Raw genomic sequence first — 25,309 nt, 5'->3', positions numbered from 1 at the left:
ATGTGGCGAAAAAGGCGGGTTAGAGGCTGCGGGCCAACCGGTCGGCCAGCACCTTGGTGAACTTGGCGGGGTCGGGGAGGTCGCCGCCCTCGGCCAGCAGCGCCATGCCGTACAGCAGCTCCGCCGTCTCCCCCAGCTCGGTCTCGTGCCCGCCGGCGGCGAAGGCCGTCCGCATCCCGGTGACCAGCGCGTGCGAGGGGTTGAGCTCCAGCACCCGCTTGACCTCCGGCACCGGCTGCCCCATCGCCCGGTACATCTTTTCCAGCGTGGGCGTCAGGTCGCCGGCCTCGCCGACCAGGCATGCCGGCGAGGTGGTGAGCCGCGACGACAGCCGAACCTGCTTGACGCTGTCCAGGTTCGACGACAGCCAGGTCAGCAGCGGCTCGAAGTCGCCGGCCTCCTCGGGCTTGTCGGCGTCGAGGTCGACCTCGCCCTTGGCCACGGACTGGAACTTCTTGCCCCGGTACTCGTCGGTCGAGTCGACCCACATCTCGTCGATGGCGTCGGTGAGGATGAGCACCTCGAGACCCTTGGCGCGGAACGCCTCCAGGTGCGGGGAGCTCTCCACGATGGCCCGGGACGCGCCGGTCATGTAGTAGATGTGCTCCTGGCCCTCGGGCAGCCGCTCCACGTAGTCGGCCAGCGTGGTCGGCTTCTCCGCGTCATGCGTCGACGCGAAGGAGGCGATGTCCAGGATGGTCTCGCGGTTCTCCGAGTCCGACAGCAGGCCCTCCTTGACGGCGGGCCCGAACTCGGTCCAGAAGGTGGCGTACTTCTCCGGCGCGTCGGCCATCATCGTCTTCACGGTGGACAGCACGCGCTTGACCAGCCGCCGCCGCATGAGCTGGATCTGCCGGTCCTGCTGGAGGATCTCCCGCGACACGTTCAGCGACAGGTCCTGCGCGTCCACGACCCCCTTGACGAAGCGCAGGTACTCCGGCATCAGCGCCTCGCAGTCGTCCATGATGAACACCCGCTTGACGTACAGCTGCACGCCGCGCTTGCGCTCCCGCATGAACAGGTCGAACGGCGCCTTGGACGGCAGGAACAGCAGCGCCTGGTACTCGAAGGTGCCCTCGGCCTTGACGTGCACGGTCTCCAGCGGGTCGTGCCAGTCCCGGCTGATGTGCTTGTAGAACTCGGTGTACTCCTCGGCGGGCACCTCGTCCTTGGACCGTGCCCACAGCGCCTTGCCCGAGTTGACGGTCTCGAACTCGCGGGTGGTCTTGTCCTCGACGGTCCGCTCCACCTCGAGCCGCACCGGCCAGGTGATGAAGTCCGAGTACCGGGTGACGATCTCCCGCAGCTTCCACTCGGCGGTGTAGTCGTACAGGTGGTCCTCGGTGTCCTCGGGCTTGAGCTTGAGGGTCACCGAGGTGCCCTGCGGGGCGTCCTCGACGGTCTCGATGGTGTACGTGCCCTCGCCCGCGGACTCCCAGCGGGTGCCGGCGGCCTCGCCGGCCCGGCGGGTGAGCAGCGTGACGTGGTCGGCGACCATGAACGACGAGTAGAAGCCGACGCCGAACTGGCCGATCAGGTCCTGGCTGGCGGCGGCGTCCTTGGACTCCTTCATCTTGCGCAGGAACTCGGCGGTGCCGGACTTGGCGATGGTGCCGATCAGGGCGACCACCTCGTCCCGGGACATGCCGATGCCGTTGTCCCGGACGGTCAGGGTGCGCTCGACCCGGTCGGCGACCAGCTCGATGCGCAGGTCCGAGGTGTCGGCGGCGAGGTCCTTGTCGCGGTAGGTCTCCAGGCGCAGCTTGTCCAGCGCGTCGGAGGCGTTGGAGATCAGCTCGCGCAGGAAGGTGTCCTTGTTCGAGTAGATCGAGTGCACCATGAGCTGGAGCAGCTGGCGCGCCTCGGCCTGGAACTCGAGCGTCTCGACTGGCGTGTTCACCGGAATCCTTTCGCTGTTCGCACCGGCGGCCCGGCGTCGAGCACCGGGCCACCGAACAATGCAGGATACCGGGCTAGCCGACGGCCACGGTGGCGGTTCGGGTCACCTGGTTCGCACCGGCGGCGACGACGGTGACGGTGACCTGGTAGCTGCCGGCGGGCGTGCCGGGCGGCGGGGTCAGCGCCACGGTCTGCTGGACCGGCAGGGTGTCGGAACGGAGCAGCAGCGCACCGGGGCGGACGGTCCAGCCACCCGAGGCCGACACGGCCACCGGCAGCGTGCCCGGGGCCTGCCCGAGCACGTCCACGTCCAGCCCCCGGATCGAGGCGTCCACATGCCGACGGGTGTCCGGACCGGCGTGGTTGATCGACGGCGGCTCGTCCGACGGCCGCGTGGCCCAGGCCGACGGACTCGACCCGACGGCGACCCGCAGGGCGCCGCCGCCGGCCACGGCGTCCCAGCTCAGCCAGCTCGCCGAGACGCCGCGGCCGCCCAGCGCCACGCTCTGCACGTAGCGGTTCGCATCCGTGACCCCGGGTGCGGAGATCGTCAGCACGTGCTGTCCGACGTGGACGGCGGCGGTCGGGAACTGCGGGCTGGACAGGGCCAGGAAGTCGCCGCCGCTGGTCGTCGGGTACAGGCCCAGCGAGGAGAACACGTACCAGGCGGACATGGTGCCGAGGTCGTCGTTGCCGGTCATGCCGTCGGGGCCGTTGGTGAACAGGGTCATCGCCGCCCGCACCACGGTCGCGGTCTTCGACGGCGCGCCGGCCCACAGGTACAGGTACGGCGCCAACAGATCCGGCTCGTTGTTGGGGTTGTAGGTCGGCTTGCTGTAGTAGTCGTACGGGCTGGAGATCCAGTCGTCGTGGACCGTTCTCACGGGATCCGCCAGCAGATGCGGGTACGCGAAGAATGCGTCCAGCCGGCGCTCGGCGGTCGGCCGGCCGCCCATCAGCTGCACCAGCCCGGACGGATCCTGCGGCGCCAGCCACTGGTACTGGTACGCGCCGCCCTCGTGGAACTGGTGATCGGCGGCGACCGGGTCGTACGGCGTCAACCAGGTGCCGTCGACCGTGCGCGGCCGGAACTGGGCGCCGTCCCACAGGTTCCGGTACCACTGCCCGCGCGCGGCGAACATCCGCGCGTCGGCGGCGTGCCCGAGGCCCTGGGCCATCAGCGCCAGCGCGGCGTCGGCCAGCGCGTACTCCTGGGTCGCCGACGCCGGGTGGTCGCAGTCGTTGTCGCCGCCCTTGTCGGCGCAGTCGGTTCCCCGCTTGAGCCCGGACGGGATGTAGCCGCGGTCGGCGTAGAACGGTTCGCCGGTGCGGCCGTTGTACTGCGAATCGGCCGGCGGCAGGCCTGTGGCGTTGGCGCGCAGCAACGCGTACGCCTCCTGCTCGTGACCGCGTAGCAAGCCTTTGCTCCACGCCTCGACCAGGAACGGCGTCACCGGGTCGCCGGTCATGATGTTGGTCTCGCTGTTGGCCAGCGCCCACCGCGGCAGCCAGCCGCCGTCGCGGCCGGCGGCCACCAGCGACAGCGCGACGTCCCGTGCCACGTCGGAGTGGAGCAGCTCCAGCAACTGGTTCTGCGGCCGGTAGGTGTCCCACAGCGAGAAGTTCTGGTAGGGCGTGTAGTCCGCCGCCCTGTGCACCTTGCCGTCGAAGCCGGCATAGCCGCCGTCCACGTCGCCGGCCAGGTTCGGGTGCAGCTGCGCGTGGTACAAAGCCGTGTAGAAAGCCGTTTCTCGGTCCTGGCTCCCACCCGCGACGCCAATGGTGTTCAGATACCTGAACCACGTGTCGTGCAGCGCGGTTCGAGTTTTGTCGAAGTCGTAGGAACTTCCGGTCTCCTGGACGAGATTCGCCCGCGCGCCGGCCGGGCCCGTGTAGGAGAGCCCGACCTTCACCACAACGTCATGCCGGGTGGAGACGTCGAACGTGACCCACGCTCCGTTGCCGCCGCTGCCGGCGGCGTCCGTCGCGCCGGGCGTCGGGGTGCTGCCGCGCCAGGCGCCGTAGGACGTGAAGGGCCGGGAGAAGCTGGCCGTGAAGTAGACGGTGTGCTGATCATGCCCGGCGCAGAAGCCGCCGTCGTGCACGCGTCCCTCGACCGTGTGGTCGTCGACGATGTGGACCTCTGAGTCGAGCACGGACTGGTTGGCCTGACCCGTGTTGAACAGGACGTTGGCCGCCGCGGTGGCCGGGAACGTGTAGCGCTGCCAACCGGTCCGCGCCGTCGCCGTCACTTCCGCGTTAACGCCGTAGGACGACAGTCCGACCCGGTAGTAACCGGGTGTGGCCTGCTCGTTCGCGTGCGAATAGGCGGACGCGTACCTGGCCGGATCGACCGTGGTCACCGCGCCGGTGGTCGGCATGAGCGGCAGCTCGCCCATCACGCCGCAGCCCACGCCGGACAGATGGGTCTGGCTGAAGCCGTAAATTGCCGTCTGGTCGTAGTCGTAGCCGCCCTGGCCGCCGGTGTCCGGGCTGACCTGGACCATGCCGAACGGCGCCGACGCGCCGGGGAACGTGTTGCCGGAGTTCTCGGTGCCCACGAACGGGTTCACCAGTGTCGTCGGATCGGATGGCGCCGCGCCGGCCACGGAACCCGTTGTGACCGTGACAAAGCCCGCGACCAGCGCCGAAACCGCCAGTGCCGAAAGGAACCGCATCGCGGCCCACCCCCCACGGTAGCGATCTGGTTACCCGATGCACTAGACCAATGCCCGTCGGCGGTGTCAAACGAACTGTCCGCTGCTGTCGAAGGAGATGCGCCGTTTGAGTGAAGATCTACATGGCCGACTCCGCAAGCGCCCGCGGAAGCGACTACGGTGTCTGACCGACCGCCGTCGAGTGGAGGCGTCATGATCACGGACGCGCGTCCCGACGGCAGGCGTTGGATGGGTGTCGGCCAATCCAGCACCACCGAATCGAGGACCGCGGCGGCCCAGGCCGCTCGCGCCGCCCTGACCGGGGCGGAGCCCAAGCTGCTCATCGTGTTCTCGGCGATCGAGCACGACCCCACGCACGTGCGGGCTGGAGTGCGCGACGTGGTGGGCGACGACGTGCCCGTCATCGGGTGCACGACCCGCGGCGAGATCGCCCCGGGCGGGGCCACCGACGGCACGGTCGTGGTCGCCGCGCTCGGCGGACCCGGCTTCGCGGCGACGGTCGCCGCCGCGGAGGACGTGACCGGGCGGCAGCGCGACGCGGGGGTGGAGCTGGGTCGCAGCGTCACCGAGATCCCGGGCCTGCCGCACCGGGTGCTGCTGTTGCTGACCGACGGCCTGGTCCGAGAACAGGAGCAAATCCTGCGCGGCTGCTACAGCGTGCTGGGCGCGAGCGTGCCGCTGTTCGGCGGATCCGGCGCGGACGGCTGGCGGATGAAGCAGGCCTACCTGATCGCCGGTGACCGCGTGCTGACCAACGCGGTGGTGACCGCCACGATCCACTCGGAGGCGCCGCTGTCGGTGGGCGTGCGGCACGGCTTCCGCACCGTCGGCGAGCCGATGATCGTCACCGGCAGCCGGGACGGGCGCATCCAGACCGTGGACGACCGGCCGGCGCTGGACGTCTACCTGGAGCGGCTGGGCGCGCCGCCGGAGGCCTACACCGACAAGGACGCGTGCGTGCGGTTCGTGCTGCCCCGGCCGCTGGGCCTCCAGCGCCGCAACGGCGTGGACGCCCGCAACGTCAGCACCCAGATCGACCTGGACGACCGGTCGCTGGGCGGCGGCGGCAACTTCGACCACGGCGGCCTGGTGTGGGCCATGACCGGCGACGAGCAGTCGATCCTGGCCGCCACCGACGCGGCCTGCCAGGAGGCGCTGGCCGGGCTCGGCGACCACGAGCCGGTCGGGCTGCTGACGATCAGCTGCGCCGCGCTGCGGGCCGTGCTGGACGACGACGCCGTGCAGCGGGACAAGGCGCGGCTGGCCAAGTGGGCCGAGTCGGCGCCGTTCGCCGGCTTCTACGCGTACGGCGAGATCGCGCGGGCCCGCGGCATCCACGGCTTCCACAACCAGACCCTCGCCGTGCTGGCCCTCGGCTGAGATGACCAACATCGGCGGCGCTTACCACGACGGCCAGCAACTGTTGGAGCTGCTGGCCGTGGTCTCGGAGTGCCTGGACGAGGAGTCGGCGGCCCGGGCCGCCGCGGAGCGGGCCGCGCAGGCCCTGGACGCCGAGGTCGCCGCGGTGGTGATCGACGACGAGGTGGCGGCCGTGGTCGGCTTCCCGGTGGGCCGCGTGCCGGCGGCGGACCTGGTCGCCGTGGCGCGCCGCGAGCTGGACAAGGTCGACGTGCCCGGGGTGGGCTGCTGCCGGGCGATCGCCGCCGACTGGGGCGGCGGCCGGCCCGGACACCTGGTGCTGGCCCGCGGCGGCGAGCCCGGCTTCTCGGTGGAGGAGCGCAACGTCGTGCGGGGCATGGCCCGGCTGCTGGAGCTGGCGCTGACCATGCTGCGGACGCTGGAGGCCGAGCACGAGATGCGGGAGCGCAGCGAGCGGCAGGCGGCGGAGAACGCCGAGCTGCTGGCGTCGCTGCAACAGCGGCAGCGGCTGCTGGAGCACCTGTTCGACGTGCAGCGGGCGATCTCCCGGCGGCGGCCGCTCCCCCAGGTGCTGGACATGATCGCCGGCGCCGCGCGGCAGCTGCTCGGGGACGGCGCGGTCGGGCTGTGGCTGCGCGACGACTCCGACCCGCAGCAGATCACCCTGGTCGCCGGGGCCGGGCTCGCCGTCGACACCGAGCTGGAGACGCCGTCCATGCCGCTGGCCGAGGCCGGCACCGTCGGCGCGGCCATCCTGTCCGGCGGCGTGGTCGTGTGCGAGGACGACTCCAGCGACGGCCTCGCCGCGATGGCCGCGCCCGTGCACGACAGCGGCACCATCACCGGCGGGCTGGTGGTCACCGCCGAGCGTTCCGGGCGGTCCTACGCGCCGCCCGAGGTGCAGATGCTCCAGTCGTTCGCCGAGCACGTCAGCCTGGCCCTGACCGACGCCAACACCGTGGACCGCATGCACCAGGCGTTCCACGACTCGGTGACCGGGCTGGCCAGCCGCAGCCTGTTCCTGGACCGGCTCGCGCACCAGCTGGAGCTCACCGGGCACGGCGGCGGCCGGGTGGCGCTGCTGTTCATCGACCTCGACCGGTTCAAGGCCATCAACGACACGCTCGGTCACGCCGCCGGTGACACGCTGCTGACCATCACCGCCGACCGGATCGTCGCCCAGCTGCGCGACAGCGACGTCGCCGCCCGCTTCGGCGGCGACGAGTTCGCCGTGATGCTGCAGAACGTGTCCAGCGCCGGCGACGCCGCCAAGGTCGCCGACCGCATCCTGCGCGGCCTGCACGAGCCGATGCGCATCGCCGGCCGGCAGTTGCAGGTCAACGCCAGCATCGGCATCGCCCTGAGCACGCACGGCATGGCCGACCCGGCGGCGCTGGTCCGCCGGGCCGACATCGCCATGTACCGGGCCAAGCGCAACGGCCGCGGCCGCTACGACGTGTTCGCCGACGAGATGCTGCTGGCCTTCACCGACGGCGAGACCCAGCCGGCACCTTGATGCAGGGAAGGACGCCTTACCCTCGTTCGACGCGGGTAAGGCGTCCTTCCCTGCATCGGAGCCGTCAGCCGTGCAGGACCTCCAGGCCGACCATGAACATCCCCAGCAGCAGCGCGATCACCGACAGCAGCACGCCGACGGCGGCCATCGGCTTGCCGCGGCGGCGTCCGGTCAGGGCGGCGATGCCGAGGACGAGACCGCCCAGCGCGAACGGGAACGGCAGATAGTGCCGGATGCCGGCCTCGACGATCGGCAACAGCCACACCACGCACCCGAACGCCCCGAGCACGAGCGCGACGATCGCGGTCCCGGGCCCACCCGTCGGCCGGGTGGGACCCGGGACCTGCGTCTGCCATGGCTGCGGTTGAGTCATGGGATGCAAGTTAGTCGACCATGTGGCGGCACGGCAGAGCCGCCGGCCGGGTGGTCACGGTGCTCCTCAGCCGTCGGAACGCTTGCGGTGCAGGCTGAACTTCTCGAACACCGACAGGTCGCCGTGGGGCTTGTTGATGTTGTAGTACGTCACGTGCATGGTCGTGGTGTCGCCCGGCCAGCGGCCCGGGTCCACCGTGAACGCGGCGAAGCCGTACGGGTGGTCGAGGTCGCGGACCGCGCTCCACACCGCCTCCTCCTTGACGTACGTGGCGGTCCGCTTGCCGTTGGAGCCCGGCGTCGCCGACACGGCGGTGATCACCTTGCCGGTGCCGTCCTTGAAGAAGGAACCGTTGGTGGTGCCGGAAACCCCGCCGCCTCCCAGGATCATGTGCACGGTGCCGTGCGTGGCGTCGATGTTGTCGGTGGCCGAGGACACCGGGTTCGGGGTGAGCGTCTCGCTGCCGGAGACCACGCCGTGCACCGCGAGCGAGCGCTCGTAGTCGTGCTCGTGCCCGCACAGCACCAGGTCCACGCCGTACTTGTCGAACAGCGGCCCGTACTTCTGGCGCAGCCCGAGGTCGGCGCCGTTGGCGTCGGAGGTGCTGATCATCACCTGGTGCATGGCGACGACGACCCAGTCGATGTCGCGGGACTTGCGCGCCGCGGCGAGGGTCTTCTCCAGCCAGGCCAGCTGGCGGCCGCCGGAGTAGCCGCTGATGTAGACGTCGCCGCCGTCCTGGAGGCAGTTGTCGTCGTTCTGGAGCACGATCACCCGCACCGAGCCGGCGGTGAACGCGTACCAGAGGCCGGCCATCTCCGGGTCGGACTCGGTCGACGGCAGCTGGAAGTACGCCTGGAAGGCGGCCAGGCCGATGGGGCCGTTCTGCTTCTCGATCTCGTGGTTGCCGGCGGCCGGCATCCACGGCCGGAACCGCGCCGAGCGGGTGTTGTTGGTGAAGAAGTTGTTCCAGGTGCGGACCCGGTCCACGTCCAGGTTGGCGTAGCACAGGTCGCCGTTGAGCAGGTGGAACAGCGGGGCCACGGTCTCGATGCCGGTGACGATGTCCTTGGTGGCCGGCGTGGAGTTGGCGTCCAGGCCGACGCTGCCGTTGCTGGCCCAGGTGACCTGCGGCGCGCTCTGGTCGCCGAAGCTGGTGAAGGTGAACGGCATCCGGCCCGAGGGAGCGGTGCGGAAGGTCCCGGCGTCCGGGGTCGCGCCGTCGTGCTGCGCCGCGTACATGTACTGGGTGTTGGGGCGCAAGCGGTTCAGCTCGGCGTGGTGGATGTGGACGGTGCGGCCCGAGGTGCCGTCCACATAGGTCTTGGTGTCGGCGTCCACGCAGCCGCCGAAGCCGCCCTCCAGCGTGCCGTAGACGACGCGGGGCTTGCGCACCGAGCCCTCGGTGATCCAGGAGACGACCATCTGGCGGGCCGGGTCGGCGCCGAACTGGAGGTGCAGGCCCTGCACGGGCGTGGCGCCGTTGCCGACGCTGGGCACGAACGCGGGGGTCGCGGCCTCGGCGGCGGTGCTGCCGATCAGCGGGGCCGCGGCTGCGGTCGCGCCGAGCAGGCCCAGCGCTCCTCTTCGGCTGACGGTGCGCTTGGTGGTGTCGGACATCGGGACTCCTCGGCTCGGGATCGCGAGGAACCTAGGCCGATGGAGCGACCATGCCGTGAACTGGATCTGTCCTGGTGATGAATCAGACCGCCCGATCCTCAGCCGCTCGGCCCGAACCTCTCGACGCGGATGTCCTCCGTGGGGACCCCGATGTCCAGCAGCAGCATGCTTGCCGCCTCGGCGAAAGCGGCCGATCCGCAGACGTAGCAGATGGCGCCGGGAGTGTAGAGGGGCACGAGTTCCTGCGCGGTCAGCCGACTGCCCTTGCGCCCGCGGAAATCCTCGCGGGTCACGGCGATCAGGGCGTCGGCGGCCACGAGTTCGTTGGCGTACGGGAGGTCTGCCATCGTGCGGACGGAGGCCGCCACGCGAAAGTTGTCGGGATTGTGCCGCAGCATGGAGATCATCGGCACGATCCCGGAGCCGCCGCCGATGCCGAGCGCCGGCAGGTCGCCGTTCCACGCGAACCAGCCGCCGATCGGGCCGCGCACCTCCAGCTCGTCGCCCGGCTCGACGATGTCGGCGAGGTAGGTGGAGACCTCGCCGTCGTCGAGGCGTTCCACGAACAGCTCCAGCAACGGGTCGGCCGGGGCCGAGGCCACCGAGTACGAGCGCTGCGCCCGGTAGCCGTCCTCGGCCGTCAGCCGGACCACGTAGTGCTGGCCGGGCAGGTGCCGCACGCGGTCCGGCACGTCGAGTCGGAGGGTGACGCTGTGCGGCGTGTCGTGGCCGATCGCCACGACCTTCGCGTACCGCCAGCCGCGCGGGTCAGTCACCCTGATACCTCTGCTCCCGCCACGGGTCGCCCAGGTCGTGGTAGCCGTTGCGCTCCCAGAAGCCCTGCACGTCGTGGTCGAGCAGGGTCAGCTTGGTGATCCACTTCGCGCTCTTCCAGAAGTACAGGTGCGGCACCAGCAGGCGGACCGGGCCGCCGTGCTCACGCGGCAGCGGCTTGCCCTCGTGCGTCCAGACCAGCCACGCCTTGCCGTTGCTGATGTGCTCCAGCGGCAGGTTCGTGGTGTAGCCGGTGGTGGACGTGGCCAGCACGTGCGTGGCCGCCGGCAGCGGCTCGACCTGGTCCAGCAACAGGTCCAGGCTCACGCCGCCGAAGCGGGTGTCGAACTTGGACCAGGTCGTCACGCAGTGGATGTCGCCGCGGTATTCCTCCTGCGGCAGGCGGTGCAGCTCGTCCCACGTCCACTTGCCGGGCCGGCGGACCTGGCCGTCGATGGTCATGGTCCAGCGGTCGGTGTGCACCCGCGGCGTGACCTCCGCGGTCAGCACCGGGAAGTCGCGGCCGATGTCGTACTGGCCCGGCGGCAGCCGGAGGCTCCCGGTGGGCCGGCGCTGGCCGACGAAGCCCCGCGTCGGTCGACTCATGGCGGCAGTATGCCCGCACGTGCTTCATACGACAACAATCGCGCCGGACAAACGCCGACGGCCCGCGCCGGAAAACGGCGCGGACTCGTCGCGAATCCCGCTTATGCGGAGGTGTTCTGGTGGACCTGCATGTAACGCACGATACCGACGATGACGGCGAGCACCGCCACGCATCCGCACACCACCATGATTGCCGTGCCGATGCCGGTCATGGACGAGGCGGTCGTGCAGGTCGCCCGATAGGACGACGAAAGGGCCTGCTCGGCCTTGTGGAACAGGGTCGAGCAGGACTGCACGTCGGCGGCGTACTTGGCGTGCAGAATGAGGCCGATCACCAGTCCGACGACGGACGTGACCAGGACGCCCACGACCCATTTGGCGTAGCGGTCGGTCATGAGTTCACCATCCTCGCGAATTCGATCACGATTGCGGACCACGATGTCCGCGACTTGTGATGACTCTTCGCCGGAATATCGCCGCACGTTTCGACGATCACCAATTCACCGCGCCATTACACTCGATCGAGTGAGCGACGCTAACGGCCTTCCCACCGCCGACGACCACCAGGCGGACAGGCCCCGCGCCCCGACTCCGGAAGTCGAGGATCGCTCATGCGGCCAGCGCGTAGCCGAGGAACACCGCGCCCAGCCCGGCGATGAGGCTGATGAGCACGTTCATGACCGCGTACAGGTAGGCCCGCTGCTCCACGAGCCGCAGGGTCTCGTAGCTGAAGGTGCTGTACGTGGTGAGGGCCCCGCAGAAACCGCTGCCCACCAACGCGGCGACGCCGCTCGGTAGCGAAGTTCCCAGGCCGGCAAGGAAACCCAGCACGAGACAGCCGACGACGTTCACCGTCATGGTGCCCCACGGGAAGATGGAGTCGTGCCGGATCTGCACGGCGCGATCGGTGAGGTACCGCATCGGCGCGCCGACGACCGCGCCCAGGAAGACCAGGACCAGGGTCACGCCGACACCCCCGCCGGCCGGCGTGTCAGCAACCGCATCAGCACCACGCCGGCGAGCACGGCGAGCATCGCTCCGGCGAGGGTGCCGAACAGATACAGCAGGCCGAGCGGCACCTCGCCGGGACTGAGCAGCGCCCGCGTCTCGACGGCGTACGTGGAGAACGTGGTGAAACCGCCGAGAATGCCGACGCCGAGGAACGGCCGCAGCAGCGGCCGCTGTCCCCATCGGATCATCAGCACACCGATGAGGAAGCAGCCCACCACGTTGATGACGAACGTGCCGAGCGGGAAATGCCCGGGCGTGGTCGGCAGCCACTGGGCGATGCCGAAGCGGGCCAGGGCGCCGAGACCGCCGCCGAGCGCGATCACCGCCAGGACACCGCCGTGCGTGCGGGCGAGTTCGCGCCGCTGCGCCGGGACGTGGACGTCGACATCGGGGTCGACCGACACACAGGCCTCCTACAAGAACCCGAAACGGACAGGATCCAGTAGGGACTGTTGGCGGCAGTGCTGCCACGGTTTCCCCGAGTCCGGGCCGGCGAGCCCCACCACCGGTCCGAGCCAGCATAAACCCCGCCGGCCCCGGGTAGCCCGACGGGGAGGAGGTGCGCCATGCCACAGGCCTGGAGCGACAAAAGGGAACGCCAGTACGAGCACATCAAGGAGTCGCAGCTGGAGCGCGGCACCGGCGAGGACCGCGCCGAGGAGATCGCCGCCCGCACGGTGAACAAGAACCGGGCGCAGCAGGGCGAGTCCCGCACGGCGAGCCGGTCGTCGACCGAGGACGTCTCGCCGCAGCACCGGGGCGGCAAGCGGTCGCACTCAGGCCCCGGCGGCCCGACCCGTGACCAGCTCTACAACGAGGCCCGGCAGCGCAACATCAAGGGCCGCTCCAAGATGACCAAGAAGCAGCTGGCCAACGCGCTGGGGCGGTGACCTACAGCGACGCCAGCGCGGTCTGGACGGTGTCGCGGATGTCGAAACCGGCGTCCAGCCCGGTGATCTCCAGCGGACGCAGCACGACCCGGCTGTCGGCGACCAGCCGCAGCGCCACGCCGCCCTGACGGGCCTGCTCGGCGACGGCGGCCAGCATGGCCAGGCCGGCGGACGCGAGGAAGGTGAGCCCACCGAGGTTCACCACCACACCGCCGGCCCCGCCGCCGACGGCGCGGTCCAGCTCGAGGGTCGCCGCCGGCACGGTCTGCATGTCCAGCTCGCCGGCCAGGTGGACGACGGCCACGCCGTCGACCAGCTCGGTCTCGGCGGTGAAGGCGCCGGTGTTCTCGGGCACGTACTCTCCCAATCCTCGGACTGACGCCGCAGCCTACGGCACGGTCAGCTCTCGCCGTGCGCGCGCTCTCCCGGCGGCTTCTCGCCGTTCCACTTCTCGCCCTGCCACTTCTCGCCCAACCATTTCTGCATGGTGTCCAGGAGGTCGTCCGCGTCCACGGGCTTGGTGACGTAGTCGTTGGCACCCGAGGCGAGGCTCTTCTCCCGGTCGCCCTGCATGGCCTTGGCCGTCACGGCGATGATCGGCAGCTGTGCGAACTGGGGCATGGCCCGCACCGCGGCGGTGGTGGCGTAGCCGTCCATCTCCGGCATCATCACGTCCATCAGGATCAGGTCGATGGCCTCGTTGGCCAGCAGCACCTCGATTCCCTTGCGGCCGTTGGGGGCGTGCACCACCGTCATGCCGTACGTCTCGAGCATGCCGACGATGGCGAACACGTTGCGGACGTCGTCGTCGATCACCAGCACCTTGCGCCCGCGCAGGCCCTCGTGCTCGTGTTCCTGGCTGGACAGCTGCTGCAACAGCCGCTGCCGCAAGGTGTCGACGCTGTCGACGAGCTCGACCGACCGGTTGCGCACGTGCGACTGGAGCAGCCGGTCCTGCGCCGGCGTGAGCGGCCGCGAGAGATGCGCGAACACCGGCAGCGCAAGCAGGTCCGGGTGGTCGGCCAGCCGCTTGAGGAACGTCAGCGACATCGCCTCGGGCAGGTTGAGGTCGACGACCACGGCCTGGTGCGGGGCGGCCAGCAGCGCGGTGACGGCGTCGTCGGGCGTGGCGGCGACGGTGACGTGCGGATCGCCGAGGGTCACCGCGACCTGCCGGGCCAGCGTGGACAGCTCGTCGCCGCCGGCCTCCAGGACCAGCACCCGTCGGCGCGCGTCCGGCACGGCCGGCTCGACCGCCGGCGCCGGCTCGGCGATCTCGGGCTCGACCGGCAGGTGCAGGGTGAAGGTGCTGCCGACGCCGAGCTCGCTCTCCGCCTTGATCTCGCCGCCGAGCAGGTAGGCCACCTCGCGGCTGATGGACAGCCCCAGCCCGGTGCCGCCGTAGCGGCGGCTGGTGGTGCCGTCGGCCTGCTGGAACGCGCCGAAGATCGTCTCCAGGTTGTCCGGCGCGATGCCGATGCCGGTGTCGGACACGACGAACGCCACGCTGTCGCCGTCCAGCCGCACGGCCAGGTTGACCCGGCCGGTCTCGGTGAACTTGACGGCGTTGGACAGCAGGTTGCGCAGCACCTGCCGCAGCCGCGGCTCGTCGGTGACCAGGTACTCGGGCACGTCCGGGGCCACCTGCACGCCGAAGCCGAGGCCCTTCTCCACGGTCAGCGGCTGGAAGGTGGCCCGCACGTACTCCAGCAGCTGCGGCAGCGGGAACCGCTCCGGGTGGATGTCCATCTTGCCGGCCTCGACCTTGGACAGGTCGAGGATGTCGTCGATCAGCTGGAGCAGGTCGGTGCCGGCGGAGTGGATCACGTTGGCGAACTCGACCTGCTTGGGCGTCAGGTTGCGGGTCGGGTTCTGGGCCAGCAATCGGGCCAGGATGAGCAGGCTGTTCAGCGGCGTGCGCAGCTCGTGGGACATGTTGGCCAGGAACTCGGACTTGTACTTGGACGTCAGCGCCAGCTGCTGGGCGCGTTCCTCCAGCTCCTGCCGGGCCTGCTCGATCTCGAAGTTCTTGACCTCGATGTCGCGGTTCTGCCGGGCCAGCTCGGCGTTGGAGCGGCGCAGCTCGCCCTGCTGCTCCTGGAGCTGCTCGGAGCGGGCCCGCAGCTCCTGGGTGAGCCGCTGCGACTCGGCCAGCAGCGAGTCGGTGCGGGCGTTGGCGATGATCGTGTTGACGTTGACGCCGATGGTCTCCATCAGCTGTTCGAGGAAGTCCCGCTGGATGGGCGTGAACCGCCCGAAGGAGGCCAGCTCGATGACGCCGAGCGCCTGGTCCTCGAACACGATCGGCAGCACGATCAGGGTGGCCGGCGCGGCCGAGCCGAGGCTGGACTCGATGCGCACGTAGTCGGCGGGCGTCCGGTCGACCAGGATCGCCTTCTTGGTGCGGGCCACCTGCCCGACCAGCGACTGGCCGAGGTGGAACTCCGTTGGCACGGTGGCGGCCCCGTGGGAGTCGACACTGTGGCCGTAGCCGGCGACCAGCCGCAGGATGTCGCCGTCGTCGCCGGCCAGGAAGAACGTGCCGAGCTGGGCGCCGACCAGCGGCGTCAGCTCGTTCATGATCAGCTCGGCCACGGTGCGCAGCTCGCGGTGGCCCTGCATGAGACCGGAGAACCGGGCCAGGTTGGTGTTGAGCCAGTCCTGGTCCTCGTTGGCCCGGGTGGTCTCGCGCAGCGACCGCACCATGGCGTTGATGTTGTCCTTGAGCTCGGCGACCTCGCCCTGCGCCTCGACCGAGATGGACCGGGTCAGGTCGCCGGTGGCGACCGCGCTGGTCACCTCGGCGATGGCCCGCACCTGCCGGGTCAGGTTCCCGGCCAGCTCGTTCACGTTCTCGGTGAGCCGCTTCCAGGTGCCGGACACGCCCTCGACCTCGGCCTGGCCGCCGAGGCGCCCCTCGCTGCCGACCTCGCGGGCCACGCGGGTGACCTCGGCCGCGAACGAGGACAGCGTGTCGACCATCGTGTTGATGGTCGTCTTCAGCTCCAGGATCTCGCCGCGGGCGTCGACGTCGATCTTCTTGGACAGGTCGCCGCTGGCCACCGCGGTGGTCACCTGGGCGATGTTGCGCACCTGGGAGGTCAGGTTGCCGGCCATGAAGTTGACGTTGTCGGTGAGGTCCTTCCAGGTGCCGGCGACGCCCGGGACCCGGGCCTGGCCGCCCAGCATGCCCTCGGTGCCGACCTCGCGGGCCACGCGGGTCACCTCGTCGGCGAAGGCCGACAGCGTGTCGACCATGGTGTTGATGGTGTCGGCGAGGCCGGCGACCTCGCCCTTGGCCTCGACCCGGATCCGCTTGGTCAGGTCGCCCTGGGCGACCGCGGTGGCCACCTGGGCGATGGACCGCACCTGGCCGGTCAGGTTGGACGCCATCACGTTGACGTTGTCGGTGAGGTCCTTCCACGTGCCCGACACGCCCCGCACGATGGCCTGGCCGCCCAGGTCGCCCTGGGTGCCGACGTCGCGGGCCACCCGCGTCACCTCGTCGGCGAACGCGGAGAGCTGGTCGACCATCGTGTTGATGGTGTCCTTGAGCTCGAGGATCTCGCCGCGGGCGTCGACGGTGATCTTCTGCGTCAGGTCGCCCTTCGCGACGGCGGTGGTCACCTGGGCGATGTTGCGGACCTGGTCGGTCAGGTTGCCGGCCATGAAGTTCACCGACGTGGTGAGGTCCTTCCAGGTGCCGGACACGCCCTTGACGTCGGCCTGGCCGCCCAGCTTGCCGTCGGTGCCGACCTCGCGGGCCACCCGGGTCACCTCGTCGGCGAACGACGACAGCTGGTCCACCATCGTGTTGACGGTGTTCTTCAGCTCCAGGATCTCGCCCTTGACGTCCACGGTGATCTTCTGGGTCAGGTCGCCGCGGGCGACCGCCGTGGTCACCTGGGCGATGGACCGCACCTGGGAGGTCAGGTTGCCGGCCATGAAGTTCACCGACGTGGTGAGCGCCCGCCAGGTGCCGCCGACGCCGGGGACCTGGGCCTGGCCGCCGAGGATGCCGTCGGTGCCGACCTCCCGCGCCACGCGGGTCACCTCGTCGGCGAAGGAGGACAGCTGGTCCACCATCGTGTTGATGGTGTTCTTCAGCTCGAGGATCTCGCCGCGGGCGTCGACGGTGATCTTCTGCGTCAGGTCGCCCTTCGCGACGGCGGTGGTCACCTGGGCGATGTTGCGGACCTGGTCGGTCAGGTTGCCGGCCATGAAGTTCACCGAGGTGGTGAGGTCGCGCCAGGTGCCGGCGACGCCGGGCACGGTGGCCTGACCGCCCAGCCGGCCCTCGCTGCCCACCTCGCGGGCCACCCGGGTCACCTCGTCGGCGAACGACGACAGCTGGTCCACCATCGTGTTGATGGTGTTCTTGAGGGCGAGCATCTCGCCCTTGACGTCGACGGTGATCTTCTGCGTCAGGTCGCCCTTGGCCACCGCGGTGGCGACCTCGGCGATGTCGCGGACCTGGCCGGTCAGGTTGCCGGCCATCGCGTTCACCGAGTCGGTGAGGTCCTTCCAGGTGCCCGACACGCCCGGCACCACGGCCTGGCCGCCGAGCTTGCCGTCGGTGCCGACCTCGCGGGCCACCCGGGTGACCTCGGAGGTGAACAGGGCGAGCTGGTCGACCATGCCGTTGAAGACGTCGGACATCTCGTCCATGAGCACGTCGTCCACCCGCGGCAGCCGGGTGCTGAAATCGCCGTCGCGCACCGCCTTGAGGCCCTGGAGCAGCTGCTGGAGCCGCTCGTTCTGCACGGCCTTGCCCTCCACGACCATCCATCCGCTCCCGCTGCTCTCGGTCCCCGGAGATCCATCCTGGCACGCGGGCATAACGGCCAGGCGACTTCTACACTCGGCCGGTGTCCGACCTCGAACGCCTGGCCCGGCTGGTCGCCCATCAGCGCGACCAGCTGGCGCAGCTCCGGGCGCGGGCGGCCGCGGACGCCGTCCTCGAACAGGCCAAAGGCCGGCTGGTGGAGCGGGTCGGGGGCAGCCTCGCGCACGCCGCCGAGCACCTGCACACGCTGGCCGACAGCGTCGGGCTGACGCCGCTGGAGATGGCCGCGGAGCTGATGGAGACGGCCCCGCCGCCGCTACGGGGCGACATCCCCGTGCTGAACAAGCGCTTGGCCGAGACCCGCGCCGACACCGCCCGGGACGGCGACGCCCTGGCCGACGCGGTGTTCACCGAGGCACTGCTGCCCACCGGCGCGGTGGCGCTGGCGATCTGGCGGCTGGATCCGGACGGCACGCTCCGGCTGGTCGGCTCGCGGGGCCTGGGCCCGGCGGAGGCCGCCCGGTGGCGCCTGCTGCCGCCCCAGTTCGCCACCAACGCCCGTACGGCGATCGCGGAGCAGCGGCAGCTCTGGCTGCGCTCCGGCGTGTCGGATCCGGCCCTGTCGCCGGCGGTGGGGCGCTGGTCGGGCGGGGCCCGCGCGGTGCTGCCGATCCGCAACAGCCGGGCCGTGCTGGGCGCGATGGAGGTCTGCTGGCCGAACTCGCGCCGTGACTTCACCCCGGGCCAGCGGACCGAGCTGGTCGCGCTGGCCGACCTGTGCGCGAGCACCCTGACCGACGCCGACGGCGAGCAGTCCTGGCTGCTCGGGCTGCTGGACAGCCTGGTCGACGCGGTGCTGACGGCCCGCCCCGAGCTGGTCGACGGCGAGGTCGCCGACTTCGTGGTGGACCACGTCGGCGACGGCTGGCCGCTGCCGCCGGCGGACATGGTCGGCGAGCGGCTGCTGGCGCTGTTCCCGTTCGCGGCGAAGGCCGACGGCCTGTTCGAGCGGGCCGTGCGCGTGCTGGCGACCGGCGTCAGCGAGGAGTTCCTGGACGAGGAGCGCCAGGTCCGGGTCGCCCGCCTGTACGACGGCGTGGCGATCAGCTGGCGGCGGCGCAACGACGCCGAACTGGCCGAGAACGCGCTGCGCGCCGGCGGCCTCGGCGGCTGGGAGGAAAGCCTGGTCACCGGCAAGGTGACGTGGACGCCGAAGACGGTGGAGCTGCTGGGCGTCCGGCACGCCGCGCCACTGCGGGAACTGGCCGCCGAGCTGGGGCCGGACGGCGAGTCGACGATGGACCGCCTGCTGCACACCGTGATCAACGCCGGGCGGCCGGCGACGGCCGTGTTCAAGATGCCGGACCGCCAGCTGCGGCTGTTCGCCGAGCCGGTGCTGGGCGCCGCCGAGGAGGTGGTGACGCTGCGTGGGGCGTGGCAGGACGTGACGGCCGAGTACCACACGGAATTCGCGCTGGAGGTGACCGCCGAGCACGCCGACGAGCAGCAGCAGCTGGCGATCCAGCTCCAGCACGCGATCATCCCGCCGACCGCGCAGCTGCCGGAGACCGAGGGCCTGGAGATCGCCGTCCGCTACCAGCCGGCGGCCACCCAGCACCTGGTCGGCGGCGACTGGTACGACGCCGTCACGCTGCCGTCCGGGCAGCTGCTGCTGGTGGTCGGGGACATCGCCGGGCACGGGATTCCCGTGGTCACGGGCATGATCTCGATGCGCAACGCGCTGCGCGGGCTGGCCATGACCGGCGCGCCGCCGGCGCAGCTGCTGGCCTGGCTGAACACCAGCGCCGCCGCGCTGCCGGAGCGGATCAGCGGGACCGTGCTGTGCGGGGTGTACGACCCGCCGACCGCGACCCTGGTGTGGGCGCGGGCGGGGCATCTGCCGCCGCTGCTGGTGCGGGACGGTGAGGCCTCGCTGCTGCCGCTGGCCGCCGGTCCGCTGCTCGGGGCGTTCAGCTCGCCCACGTACGAGGAGCAGATCCTGCGCCTGGCCCCCGGCGACCGGCTGGTGCTGTTCACCGACGGCCTGGTCGAGCGGGCCAACCTGGACATCGACGAATGCCTGGACGATCTCGTGGCCACCGCCGCGCACACCGTCGAGGGCATCGAGCACTACGCCGACCGGCTACTGGCGCACGTGGGCGCCAACGCGCGGGACGACACCTGCCTGCTCGCGCTCCGCGTCCGCTGACCGGATCGCGTCCTGCGGGCTGGCGAAGACGGGGAACATCGTCGTCAGGCCGGTCAGCTCCAGCGGCAGCAGGGTGGCCCGCCGGGTCGCGACCAGGCACATGCCGATGTTCTTGGCGGACGCCGCGCGCTGCGCCTCGATCAGCACCGACAGTCCGGCGGAGCCCAGGAAGTCCACCTCCCTCAGGTCCAGCACCAGGAGCCGGGGCTCGTCGCGCAACGCGTCCAGGATCTTCGCGGATGTGGCCGTCTGCGTGCCGACGTCTAGTTCGCCGGACAGGGCCAACGTCAGTACGTCGTCACTCACGTTCTGCCGTCCTCGGGTCGCCTCGTCCATCACATCGGAGCAGGTCTACCCGACCGCCTGCCTGGCCAAACCGGGAGTGGCACGCCCCTCAGTGGTTCGGGATGCCCACCGCGTCGGCGAGCATCGGCCGCAGGGTCCGGCTGTACACGTAGTTCAGGTGGTGGACGTCGAAGTAGACCGCCACGTCGCCGACCGCGGCGTAGCACTGCCGCTGGTCGCAGAAGTAGTCGGTGAGGTCGACGTACTTGATCTTCGGATCATGCGCCGCGTCGGCGGCGGCCCGCAGCGGGTCCGCCGGCTGCGCGGCGGCCCGGGGGCGCGCGCAGGCCATCTCGGGATCCCTGGCGTAGTCGGCCACGCAGCCGACCGGCCGCACCTGGTCGTTCAGCGGCGGGTCGCCCAGCACGACCACCTCGGACCCGGCCGCCGCCAACGGCTTCCAATAGGCCTGGAAACCCTCGGCGAACTGGTCGGACTTCGGCCGGCCGCTGCCGTCGTCCACGTTCTCGATCCGTGCGTACGCGGAGGTGAAGACGTAGGCCGGATGGTCCTTCCTGACGGTGTCGACCATCGAGGCGCCCCAGTCCATGCAGGGCTGGTCGTCCTTGACCTTCACCTTGGCGAACGGGCAGGCGTCCAGATAGGCGCCCTTGAGGATCCACTTGTTCGCCGAGGCCAGGTCGACCAGCGCCGCTTCCCACTGCTGCGCATGGGAATCGCCGACGACCCAGACAACCGTCGGGTTGGGTGCGCCCTTGCTGTAGTCGCAGACCCGATCCGTCCGCACCATGTGCGCCGAGGTGTTCCCGGACGTCTGGGTGCAGCCCGACGCCAGCTTGAAGTACGCGTTGGGCTCGCCCATGTCCACGGTCTTCGCCGGCCCGAACGGATCCGCGCAGTTCGCCCCGGGAGCCAGCGCCGCGGCGCCGTAGCAGGGCCGGATCGCCTCGTTGCGCAGGTTCGCCTCGGCCTGGGCGACGTGCCGGTCGTAGGTCCAGCTCAGGCCGGTCGAGACCAGGGCGATCGCGACCATGCCCGCCGCCATGCCGAGGAACGTGAACCCGCTGCCGCCACGGAACAACGGCAAGGTGCGGCCGCGGTCCTCGACCATGACCTTGGACACGTGGGCGAGCACCACGGCGACCACCAGCACCGCGCAGCGCTGGGTGAAGCTCAGCACACCGCCGTCGACGTTCTCCTTGAACGCGAACGGCGCCAGCAGGAGCAGCGGCCAGTGCCACAGGTACAGCGAGTAGCTGATCCGGCCGAGGAACTGCGCCGGCGGGAACGCCCAGAACCGGGACTCCCAGCGCGCGAGGATCACCAACCCGGTGCCCAGCACGGGAATCAGCGCCATCACGCCGGGGAACTCGGTGGTGTGGTCGAACAGGAACACCGAGCCGAGGATCATCGCCAGGCCCAGCCCGGCCAGCAGGCCGGAGGCGACCTTGGGCAGCACGGTTCGCGTCGTGGCCGACGCGATCAGCGCGCCGACGGCGAACTCCCACACCCGGACCGGGGTGACGAAGTAGGCCTGGCTCTTCTCCACGGCCGTGAAGTACGCGCTGTAGGCCAGCGAGGCCGCGCCCACCACCGCGATGCCGGCCACGCACGCCGGCCGCTTGCGCAGCGCGAACAGTGCCATCAGCAGCAGCGGCCAGACCAGGTAGAACTGCTCCTCCACCGCCAGCGACCAGTAGTGCTGGGCGAGGGTCGCGGCGTCGGACATCGCCGAGTAGTCGACGGATTTCGCCGCCAGCACCCAGTTCTCCGCGTACAGGGCGCTCGCCAGCAGCTCCTGGGCGTTGTCCAGCCAGCGCGGGTAGGGCATCAGGAAGTACGCGCCGGCCAGGCTGCACAGGATGACCGCGAAGGCCGCCGGCAGCAGCCGCCGGACGCGGCGGGCGTAGAACCGCCCGAGTCGGACCCGCCCGTCGCGGACCAACTCGCGGCCGAGATGCGCGGTGATGAGGAACCCCGAGATGACGAAGAAGACGTCGACGCCGACATAGCCGCCCGCGAACCGCCCCGGCCACAGGTGCGTCAGCACCACCGCCATCACCGCGATCGCCCGCAGGGCCTGGATGTCGCCGCGGAAACGGTCCTCCCGCGAATCCCCCGGCGCGACCACCGGCAACTCGACGGTGCGCTCCTCCGCCGCCTCCACGATCGCCAACTCGTTCCCTCCCGGACGGTGGGGAGTGAACGAACACGGGTGGACGCCTGCGAATCACCGCAGGCTCCCTCCCCGAAACCTGCGTGACCTCGTCAGCGGCGGAGCGTAGCACCTGCGAGGGCAGTCAGTTCGCCATTAACCGCGATGGCATTCGGCCCAATCGGGCGCCGCCGATCCCGCTCGTGACGACGCACGCCCGCGCCGACATGCGTTTCACCACAAAGCCGCGATGGCATCGCCGCGATCGGCCGCCGCCGATCCCGCTCGTGACGACGCACGCCCGCGCCGACCGGTTCATCCGGTCGGCGCGGGGGCGTGTCGCCTTTTCTCGGCCGCGTCCGCGGTTCGTCCGTCGGCGCCGCGTCCGGGCGTGGTTCAGGTCACTTGCCGGTGATGGCGTCCTTCGCCTTCTCGGCGGCTTCCTTGACCTTCTCGCCGGCCTGCTTCAGGCCGCCCTTGGCCTGGTCCGCCTTGCCCTCGGCCTGCCACTGCTCGTTGTCGGTGGCCTTGCCGAGGCCCTCCTTGGCCTTGCCCACAACCTCGTCGGTCTTGCCTTCCATCTTGCGCTCGGTGCTCATCTCAACTCCTCCTGTAGTCCGTCAGGGTCGACTCGTCACCAGCGGTACCAGCGTCCGCCGCCCTCGGCCGTGCGCACCGCGAAGCCGAGCAGCCAGACAACGAGCACGATGCCCGCGATGATCCACAGGGCGTGCAGGGCGAAGCCGGCACCACCCAGAATGATCGCCAATAACAGCACCGCCAGGATGATTCCCATCAGACTCTCCTGTTCGCCGGGGAAGTTGACTCTCGAATACCCGGCGAGACGATCGCTAAACCCTGTGCCCCAAAGACTCCGTTATGCGCTGGGCGCGATTCATCTCACGTCCGTGCAACAGGCCGTAGGTGTAGGCGTTGTCGCCGTCCAAGTGGGACTGCACACCTATCGCCCGCAGTTCCTCCCGCGCCACAATGGAATCCTGATGCACGCCGAGCCTCTTCTGGAGTTCGTTCATGCGGCGGGCCAGTTTCTTCTTGTCCAGCGCCTCCGCGGCGTAGCGGGCCCGCTTCGCGGCCTTGCGCACGTCGTGCAGGGTGCCCCGGGCCCGGTCCACGTCGCGCCACGCCCGGTCCACCCGCTCGGCCGTCTTGCGCAGCCGCCGTTTCGCCTTGGCCGGCCTGACGGCCAGGGCGTCGAGCCGGTTCAGGAGCGTGAAGTACCGCTTGCTCCGCAAGGCTTCCAGCACCTGCGCGCGGGCCGTCTGCTGCCGGGGCGCGAAGGTCTCGGTGAGCCGCTGCCGCACGTTGCCGATGACCAGCTCGTCCGGGAGGGCATCGACCTCCTGCGCGAGGTGGTTGTGCAACACCTCCAGATCGCGGGCCTCGCCCAGCACGCCGCCCAGCCAGCGCAGTTCCTCCCGCAGCGAGCGGGATCCCTTGTACGCCTGGAGAACGCTGCGGATCCGCCGGCTGGCGACCCGCATCCGGTGCACCGAATCCTCGCCGTCCTGCCGAACCCGCGCGTCCTGACGGATGATCTCCGCCACCTGCTTCCGGACGTATGCGGTGATCCGATTGGGCGGCTTCGGCATCTTGGGCAGGCGATCGCCCAGCAGCCGCATCAGCTTCGGCGGCGAGGCCGAGGGCTTGCCCAGCCGGCTCTCGACGGCGTCGAACACGTCGGAGCCGCCGGCCACCAGCTCGACCTCGACCTCACGCCAGGTCATGACCTCCGCGGACTCCCCCAGCGTCTGCGCCACCACGTCGTCCTGCACCACCTCGGCGGCGACCTCGCCGTCCCGGCCGAGCAGCTCCCAGCGCCGGCGCTTGGTCCGGATGTGCGCGACCGGCGCCAGCGGCTCGCCCCGCGTCAGCCCCAGGACCAGGTCGGCCAGCTCCTTGGGCACCCGCTTGGCGTCCTTGACGCGGATCTCGTCGCGGGAGTCCCCGCCGAGCGGCAGCTTCAGGTGCCAGCCCGCGTCGTCGCCGCCCGTACGCCGACGCAGCGTCACGCCCCGTCGGGCCAGCGCGAGGTCGGCCGTGTCGTGGTAGACCGCCTCCAGCAGCAGGTCCTCCCCGCCGCCGACGACCGTCACCCCCTTCACGCCGGCGAGCAGCCCGACCTCGGTGTCCGTCGGCTCGTACTTCCGCTCAGTCTCCCTCACCCGCGTAGCCATGGTGTCCGGTTACCACGGAACCCGGCCCCTATGCATCGGATGCGAGCTCGACCAGGTCGGCGGCGATGCCGTCGAGGTGCCGGGTCTCGCCGATCGAGGCGAACCAGTCCCACAGCTCCAGGGCGTGATAGATCGTGTACAGGCGCAGCCGCCCGTCCGGCTCGGCGCCGTAGCCGGCCAGCAGGGCGGTCAGCTTGGCGGCGTCGCCGCGCGTGGCGTAGTAGTCGGCCTTGGCCAGATCCAGCCACGGATCGCCGGCGAGAGCGTTCTCGATGTCCACCAGCCCGGTGAGCTCGCCGTCCTCGACCAGGACGTTGCCCTCGTGCACGTCGTTGTGGCACAGCACCGGCGCTTCGCAGCTCGCGAAGAGGTCGGCGTGCGCGGCGACGTAGTGCTGCACGAGGTCGTGCAGCACGGGATCGCCCTGGAGTTCCCGGAACTCGCGGAGCTTCTTGGCGAACTGGCGGCCCATGTAGGCGGTGTTGTCCGGCACGGGGTCGAGCACGTGCGTGGTGACGTAACCGAAGCCGGGCTGGGGAATCGCGTGGATGGCGGCGAGCATGCCGCCCAGTTGGCGGTACACCGCGGCCACGTCGTCGACCGGCGTCTCGGACAGCGGCGTGCCGGGAAGCCTTGTCATCACGGTGAAAGCCTTGCCGATCAGCTCGGTGTCGGGCTCGACGCGCAGCACCGCCGGCACCGGTTGGATGCCGTGCTCGGCCAGCAAGCGGTAGACGTGCGCCTCCTTGGCCTGTTTCCACCGCCACTTCTCGTCGTAAACCTTGACGATCACGGCGCGGTCGCCGGCCCGGAGCTCGTAGACGGAGCTCAGCTGGCCGCCGGTGCGGGGCACCACCGCCGTGACGACGGCGCCGGGCCACACCAGGCCGGCCTGGAGGAGGTCCACCATG

At 70.6% G+C, this 25,309-nt stretch carries 21 protein-coding genes; 4 read left to right on the top strand and 17 right to left on the bottom strand.

From position 1 onward, the window contains the following. Positions 1-19: 19 nt before the first annotated feature. Positions 20-1,900: a molecular chaperone HtpG gene (htpG, locus tag BCF44_RS25385; protein WP_170217730.1), complete on the bottom strand. Its 1,881-nt coding sequence runs from the start codon at positions 1,898-1,900 to the stop codon at positions 20-22. A gap of 73 nt (positions 1,901-1,973) precedes the next feature. Then, on the bottom strand, positions 1,974-4,577 hold the full coding sequence (locus tag BCF44_RS25380; RefSeq protein ID WP_116176840.1) for a GH92 family glycosyl hydrolase: 2,604 nt from the start codon (positions 4,575-4,577) through the stop codon (positions 1,974-1,976). A 192-nt stretch (positions 4,578-4,769) separates the two neighbouring features. On the opposite strand from BCF44_RS25380, the gene BCF44_RS25375 reads away from it, so the two are divergent. Further along, positions 4,770-5,957: an FIST signal transduction protein gene (locus tag BCF44_RS25375; RefSeq protein ID WP_116176839.1), complete on the top strand. Its 1,188-nt coding sequence runs from the start codon at positions 4,770-4,772 to the stop codon at positions 5,955-5,957. Position 5,958: 1 nt separating this feature from the next. Continuing rightward, on the top strand, positions 5,959-7,473 hold the full coding sequence (locus tag BCF44_RS25370; protein WP_116176838.1) for a sensor domain-containing diguanylate cyclase: 1,515 nt from the start codon (positions 5,959-5,961) through the stop codon (positions 7,471-7,473). A 64-nt stretch (positions 7,474-7,537) separates the two neighbouring features. Here the strand turns inward: BCF44_RS25370 and BCF44_RS25365 are convergent, their stop codons facing one another. From BCF44_RS25365 to crcB (BCF44_RS25335), 7 genes are all read right to left on the bottom strand, one after another. After that, positions 7,538-7,846, bottom strand: coding sequence for a hypothetical protein (locus BCF44_RS25365; protein WP_116176837.1), 309 nt, complete (start codon positions 7,844-7,846; stop codon positions 7,538-7,540). Positions 7,847-7,912: 66 nt separating this feature from the next. Further along, complete coding sequence (locus BCF44_RS25360; RefSeq protein WP_116176836.1) at positions 7,913-9,466, bottom strand: purple acid phosphatase family protein; 1,554 nt, start codon at positions 9,464-9,466, stop codon at positions 7,913-7,915. Between the two features lie 98 nt (positions 9,467-9,564). Beyond that, positions 9,565-10,242, bottom strand: a complete 678-nt coding sequence (locus BCF44_RS25355; protein ID WP_116176835.1) for an FAD-binding oxidoreductase — start codon at positions 10,240-10,242, stop codon at positions 9,565-9,567. Then, positions 10,235-10,846 (bottom strand): sulfite oxidase-like oxidoreductase, encoded by a 612-nt coding sequence (locus tag BCF44_RS25350; RefSeq protein WP_116176834.1) that lies wholly within the window; start codon positions 10,844-10,846, stop codon positions 10,235-10,237. The genes BCF44_RS25355 and BCF44_RS25350 overlap by 8 nt, the downstream gene beginning before the upstream one ends. Before the next feature lie 101 nt (positions 10,847-10,947). Beyond that, a complete protein-coding gene (locus BCF44_RS25345; RefSeq protein WP_116176833.1) occupies positions 10,948-11,241 on the bottom strand; it encodes a hypothetical protein in 294 nt (97 codons plus the stop codon). Positions 11,242-11,455: 214 nt separating this feature from the next. Beyond that, positions 11,456-11,812 carry a fluoride efflux transporter CrcB gene (gene crcB, locus BCF44_RS25340; RefSeq protein ID WP_116176832.1) on the bottom strand — a complete coding sequence of 119 codons (357 nt, stop codon included), beginning with the start codon at positions 11,810-11,812 and terminating at the stop codon, positions 11,456-11,458. Beyond that, positions 11,809-12,261, bottom strand: coding sequence for a fluoride efflux transporter CrcB (gene crcB, locus BCF44_RS25335; protein WP_246015529.1), 453 nt, complete (start codon positions 12,259-12,261; stop codon positions 11,809-11,811). The genes crcB (BCF44_RS25340) and crcB (BCF44_RS25335) overlap by 4 nt, the downstream gene beginning before the upstream one ends. Positions 12,262-12,423: 162 nt before the next feature. On the opposite strand from crcB (BCF44_RS25335), the gene BCF44_RS25330 reads away from it, so the two are divergent. Next, a complete protein-coding gene (locus BCF44_RS25330) occupies positions 12,424-12,747 on the top strand; it encodes a plasmid stabilization protein (RefSeq protein ID WP_116176831.1) in 324 nt (107 codons plus the stop codon). A gap of 1 nt (position 12,748) precedes the next feature. Here the strand turns inward: BCF44_RS25330 and BCF44_RS25325 are convergent, their stop codons facing one another. Beyond that, the gene (locus BCF44_RS25325; RefSeq protein ID WP_170217729.1) at positions 12,749-13,102 is read right to left on the bottom strand and encodes an anti-sigma factor antagonist; all 354 of its coding nucleotides are present in this window, start codon (positions 13,100-13,102) and stop codon (positions 12,749-12,751) included. A 44-nt stretch (positions 13,103-13,146) separates the two neighbouring features. After that, positions 13,147-17,532: a HAMP domain-containing protein gene (locus tag BCF44_RS25320; RefSeq protein WP_116176829.1), complete on the bottom strand. Its 4,386-nt coding sequence runs from the start codon at positions 17,530-17,532 to the stop codon at positions 13,147-13,149. A gap of 83 nt (positions 17,533-17,615) precedes the next feature. Between BCF44_RS25320 and BCF44_RS25315 the strand changes: the two genes are divergently transcribed. Then, complete coding sequence (locus BCF44_RS25315; protein WP_116176828.1) at positions 17,616-19,742, top strand: GAF domain-containing SpoIIE family protein phosphatase; 2,127 nt, start codon at positions 17,616-17,618, stop codon at positions 19,740-19,742. Here BCF44_RS25315 and BCF44_RS25310 read toward each other — a convergent pair. The 6 genes from BCF44_RS25310 to BCF44_RS25285 all read right to left on the bottom strand — a co-directional run bounded on the left by BCF44_RS25310 (position 19,677) and on the right by BCF44_RS25285 (position 25,308). Further along, complete coding sequence (locus BCF44_RS25310; RefSeq protein ID WP_170217728.1) at positions 19,677-20,048, bottom strand: STAS domain-containing protein; 372 nt, start codon at positions 20,046-20,048, stop codon at positions 19,677-19,679. The genes BCF44_RS25315 and BCF44_RS25310 overlap by 66 nt on opposite strands. A gap of 88 nt (positions 20,049-20,136) precedes the next feature. Next, positions 20,137-22,215 carry an acyltransferase family protein gene (locus tag BCF44_RS25305; RefSeq protein ID WP_246015541.1) on the bottom strand — a complete coding sequence of 693 codons (2,079 nt, stop codon included), beginning with the start codon at positions 22,213-22,215 and terminating at the stop codon, positions 20,137-20,139. Between the two features lie 389 nt (positions 22,216-22,604). Then, positions 22,605-22,802, bottom strand: coding sequence for a CsbD family protein (locus BCF44_RS25300; RefSeq protein ID WP_116176826.1), 198 nt, complete (start codon positions 22,800-22,802; stop codon positions 22,605-22,607). A gap of 35 nt (positions 22,803-22,837) precedes the next feature. Further along, positions 22,838-22,999, bottom strand: a complete 162-nt coding sequence (locus BCF44_RS25295) for a hydrophobic protein (protein WP_116176825.1) — start codon at positions 22,997-22,999, stop codon at positions 22,838-22,840. Between the two features lie 55 nt (positions 23,000-23,054). Continuing rightward, the gene (locus BCF44_RS25290; protein ID WP_170217727.1) at positions 23,055-24,386 is read right to left on the bottom strand and encodes a CYTH and CHAD domain-containing protein; all 1,332 of its coding nucleotides are present in this window, start codon (positions 24,384-24,386) and stop codon (positions 23,055-23,057) included. Between the two features lie 40 nt (positions 24,387-24,426). Continuing rightward, the gene (locus tag BCF44_RS25285; protein ID WP_116176823.1) at positions 24,427-25,308 is read right to left on the bottom strand and encodes an aminoglycoside phosphotransferase family protein; all 882 of its coding nucleotides are present in this window, start codon (positions 25,306-25,308) and stop codon (positions 24,427-24,429) included. Position 25,309: the final 1 nt, after the last annotated feature.

The sequence above is a fragment of the Kutzneria buriramensis genome, assembly GCF_003387475.1.
GTDB lineage: Bacteria > Actinomycetota > Actinomycetes > Mycobacteriales > Pseudonocardiaceae > Kutzneria > Kutzneria buriramensis.
The sequence above is the reverse complement of the archived record's forward strand: the minus strand, read 5'-3'. Positions and strand labels throughout refer to the sequence as shown.

Coding starts and splice junctions, on each gene's coding strand:
- BCF44_RS25380 (WP_116176840.1), bottom strand. CDS start 4,577: ATGCGGTTCCTTTCGGCACTGGCGGTTTCGGCGCTGGTCGCGGGCTTT.
- BCF44_RS25375 (WP_116176839.1), top strand. CDS start 4,770: ATGATCACGGACGCGCGTCCCGACGGCAGGCGTTGGATGGGTGTCGGC.
- BCF44_RS25370 (WP_116176838.1), top strand. CDS start 5,959: ATGACCAACATCGGCGGCGCTTACCACGACGGCCAGCAACTGTTGGAG.
- BCF44_RS25365 (WP_116176837.1), bottom strand. CDS start 7,846: ATGACTCAACCGCAGCCATGGCAGACGCAGGTCCCGGGTCCCACCCGG.
- BCF44_RS25360 (WP_116176836.1), bottom strand. CDS start 9,466: ATGTCCGACACCACCAAGCGCACCGTCAGCCGAAGAGGAGCGCTGGGC.
- BCF44_RS25350 (WP_116176834.1), bottom strand. CDS start 10,846: ATGAGTCGACCGACGCGGGGCTTCGTCGGCCAGCGCCGGCCCACCGGG.
- BCF44_RS25345 (WP_116176833.1), bottom strand. CDS start 11,241: ATGACCGACCGCTACGCCAAATGGGTCGTGGGCGTCCTGGTCACGTCC.
- BCF44_RS25330 (WP_116176831.1), top strand. CDS start 12,424: ATGCCACAGGCCTGGAGCGACAAAAGGGAACGCCAGTACGAGCACATC.
- BCF44_RS25320 (WP_116176829.1), bottom strand. CDS start 17,532: ATGGTCGTGGAGGGCAAGGCCGTGCAGAACGAGCGGCTCCAGCAGCTG.
- BCF44_RS25300 (WP_116176826.1), bottom strand. CDS start 22,802: ATGAGCACCGAGCGCAAGATGGAAGGCAAGACCGACGAGGTTGTGGGC.
- BCF44_RS25295 (WP_116176825.1), bottom strand. CDS start 22,999: ATGGGAATCATCCTGGCGGTGCTGTTATTGGCGATCATTCTGGGTGGT.
- BCF44_RS25285 (WP_116176823.1), bottom strand. CDS start 25,308: ATGGTGGACCTCCTCCAGGCCGGCCTGGTGTGGCCCGGCGCCGTCGTC.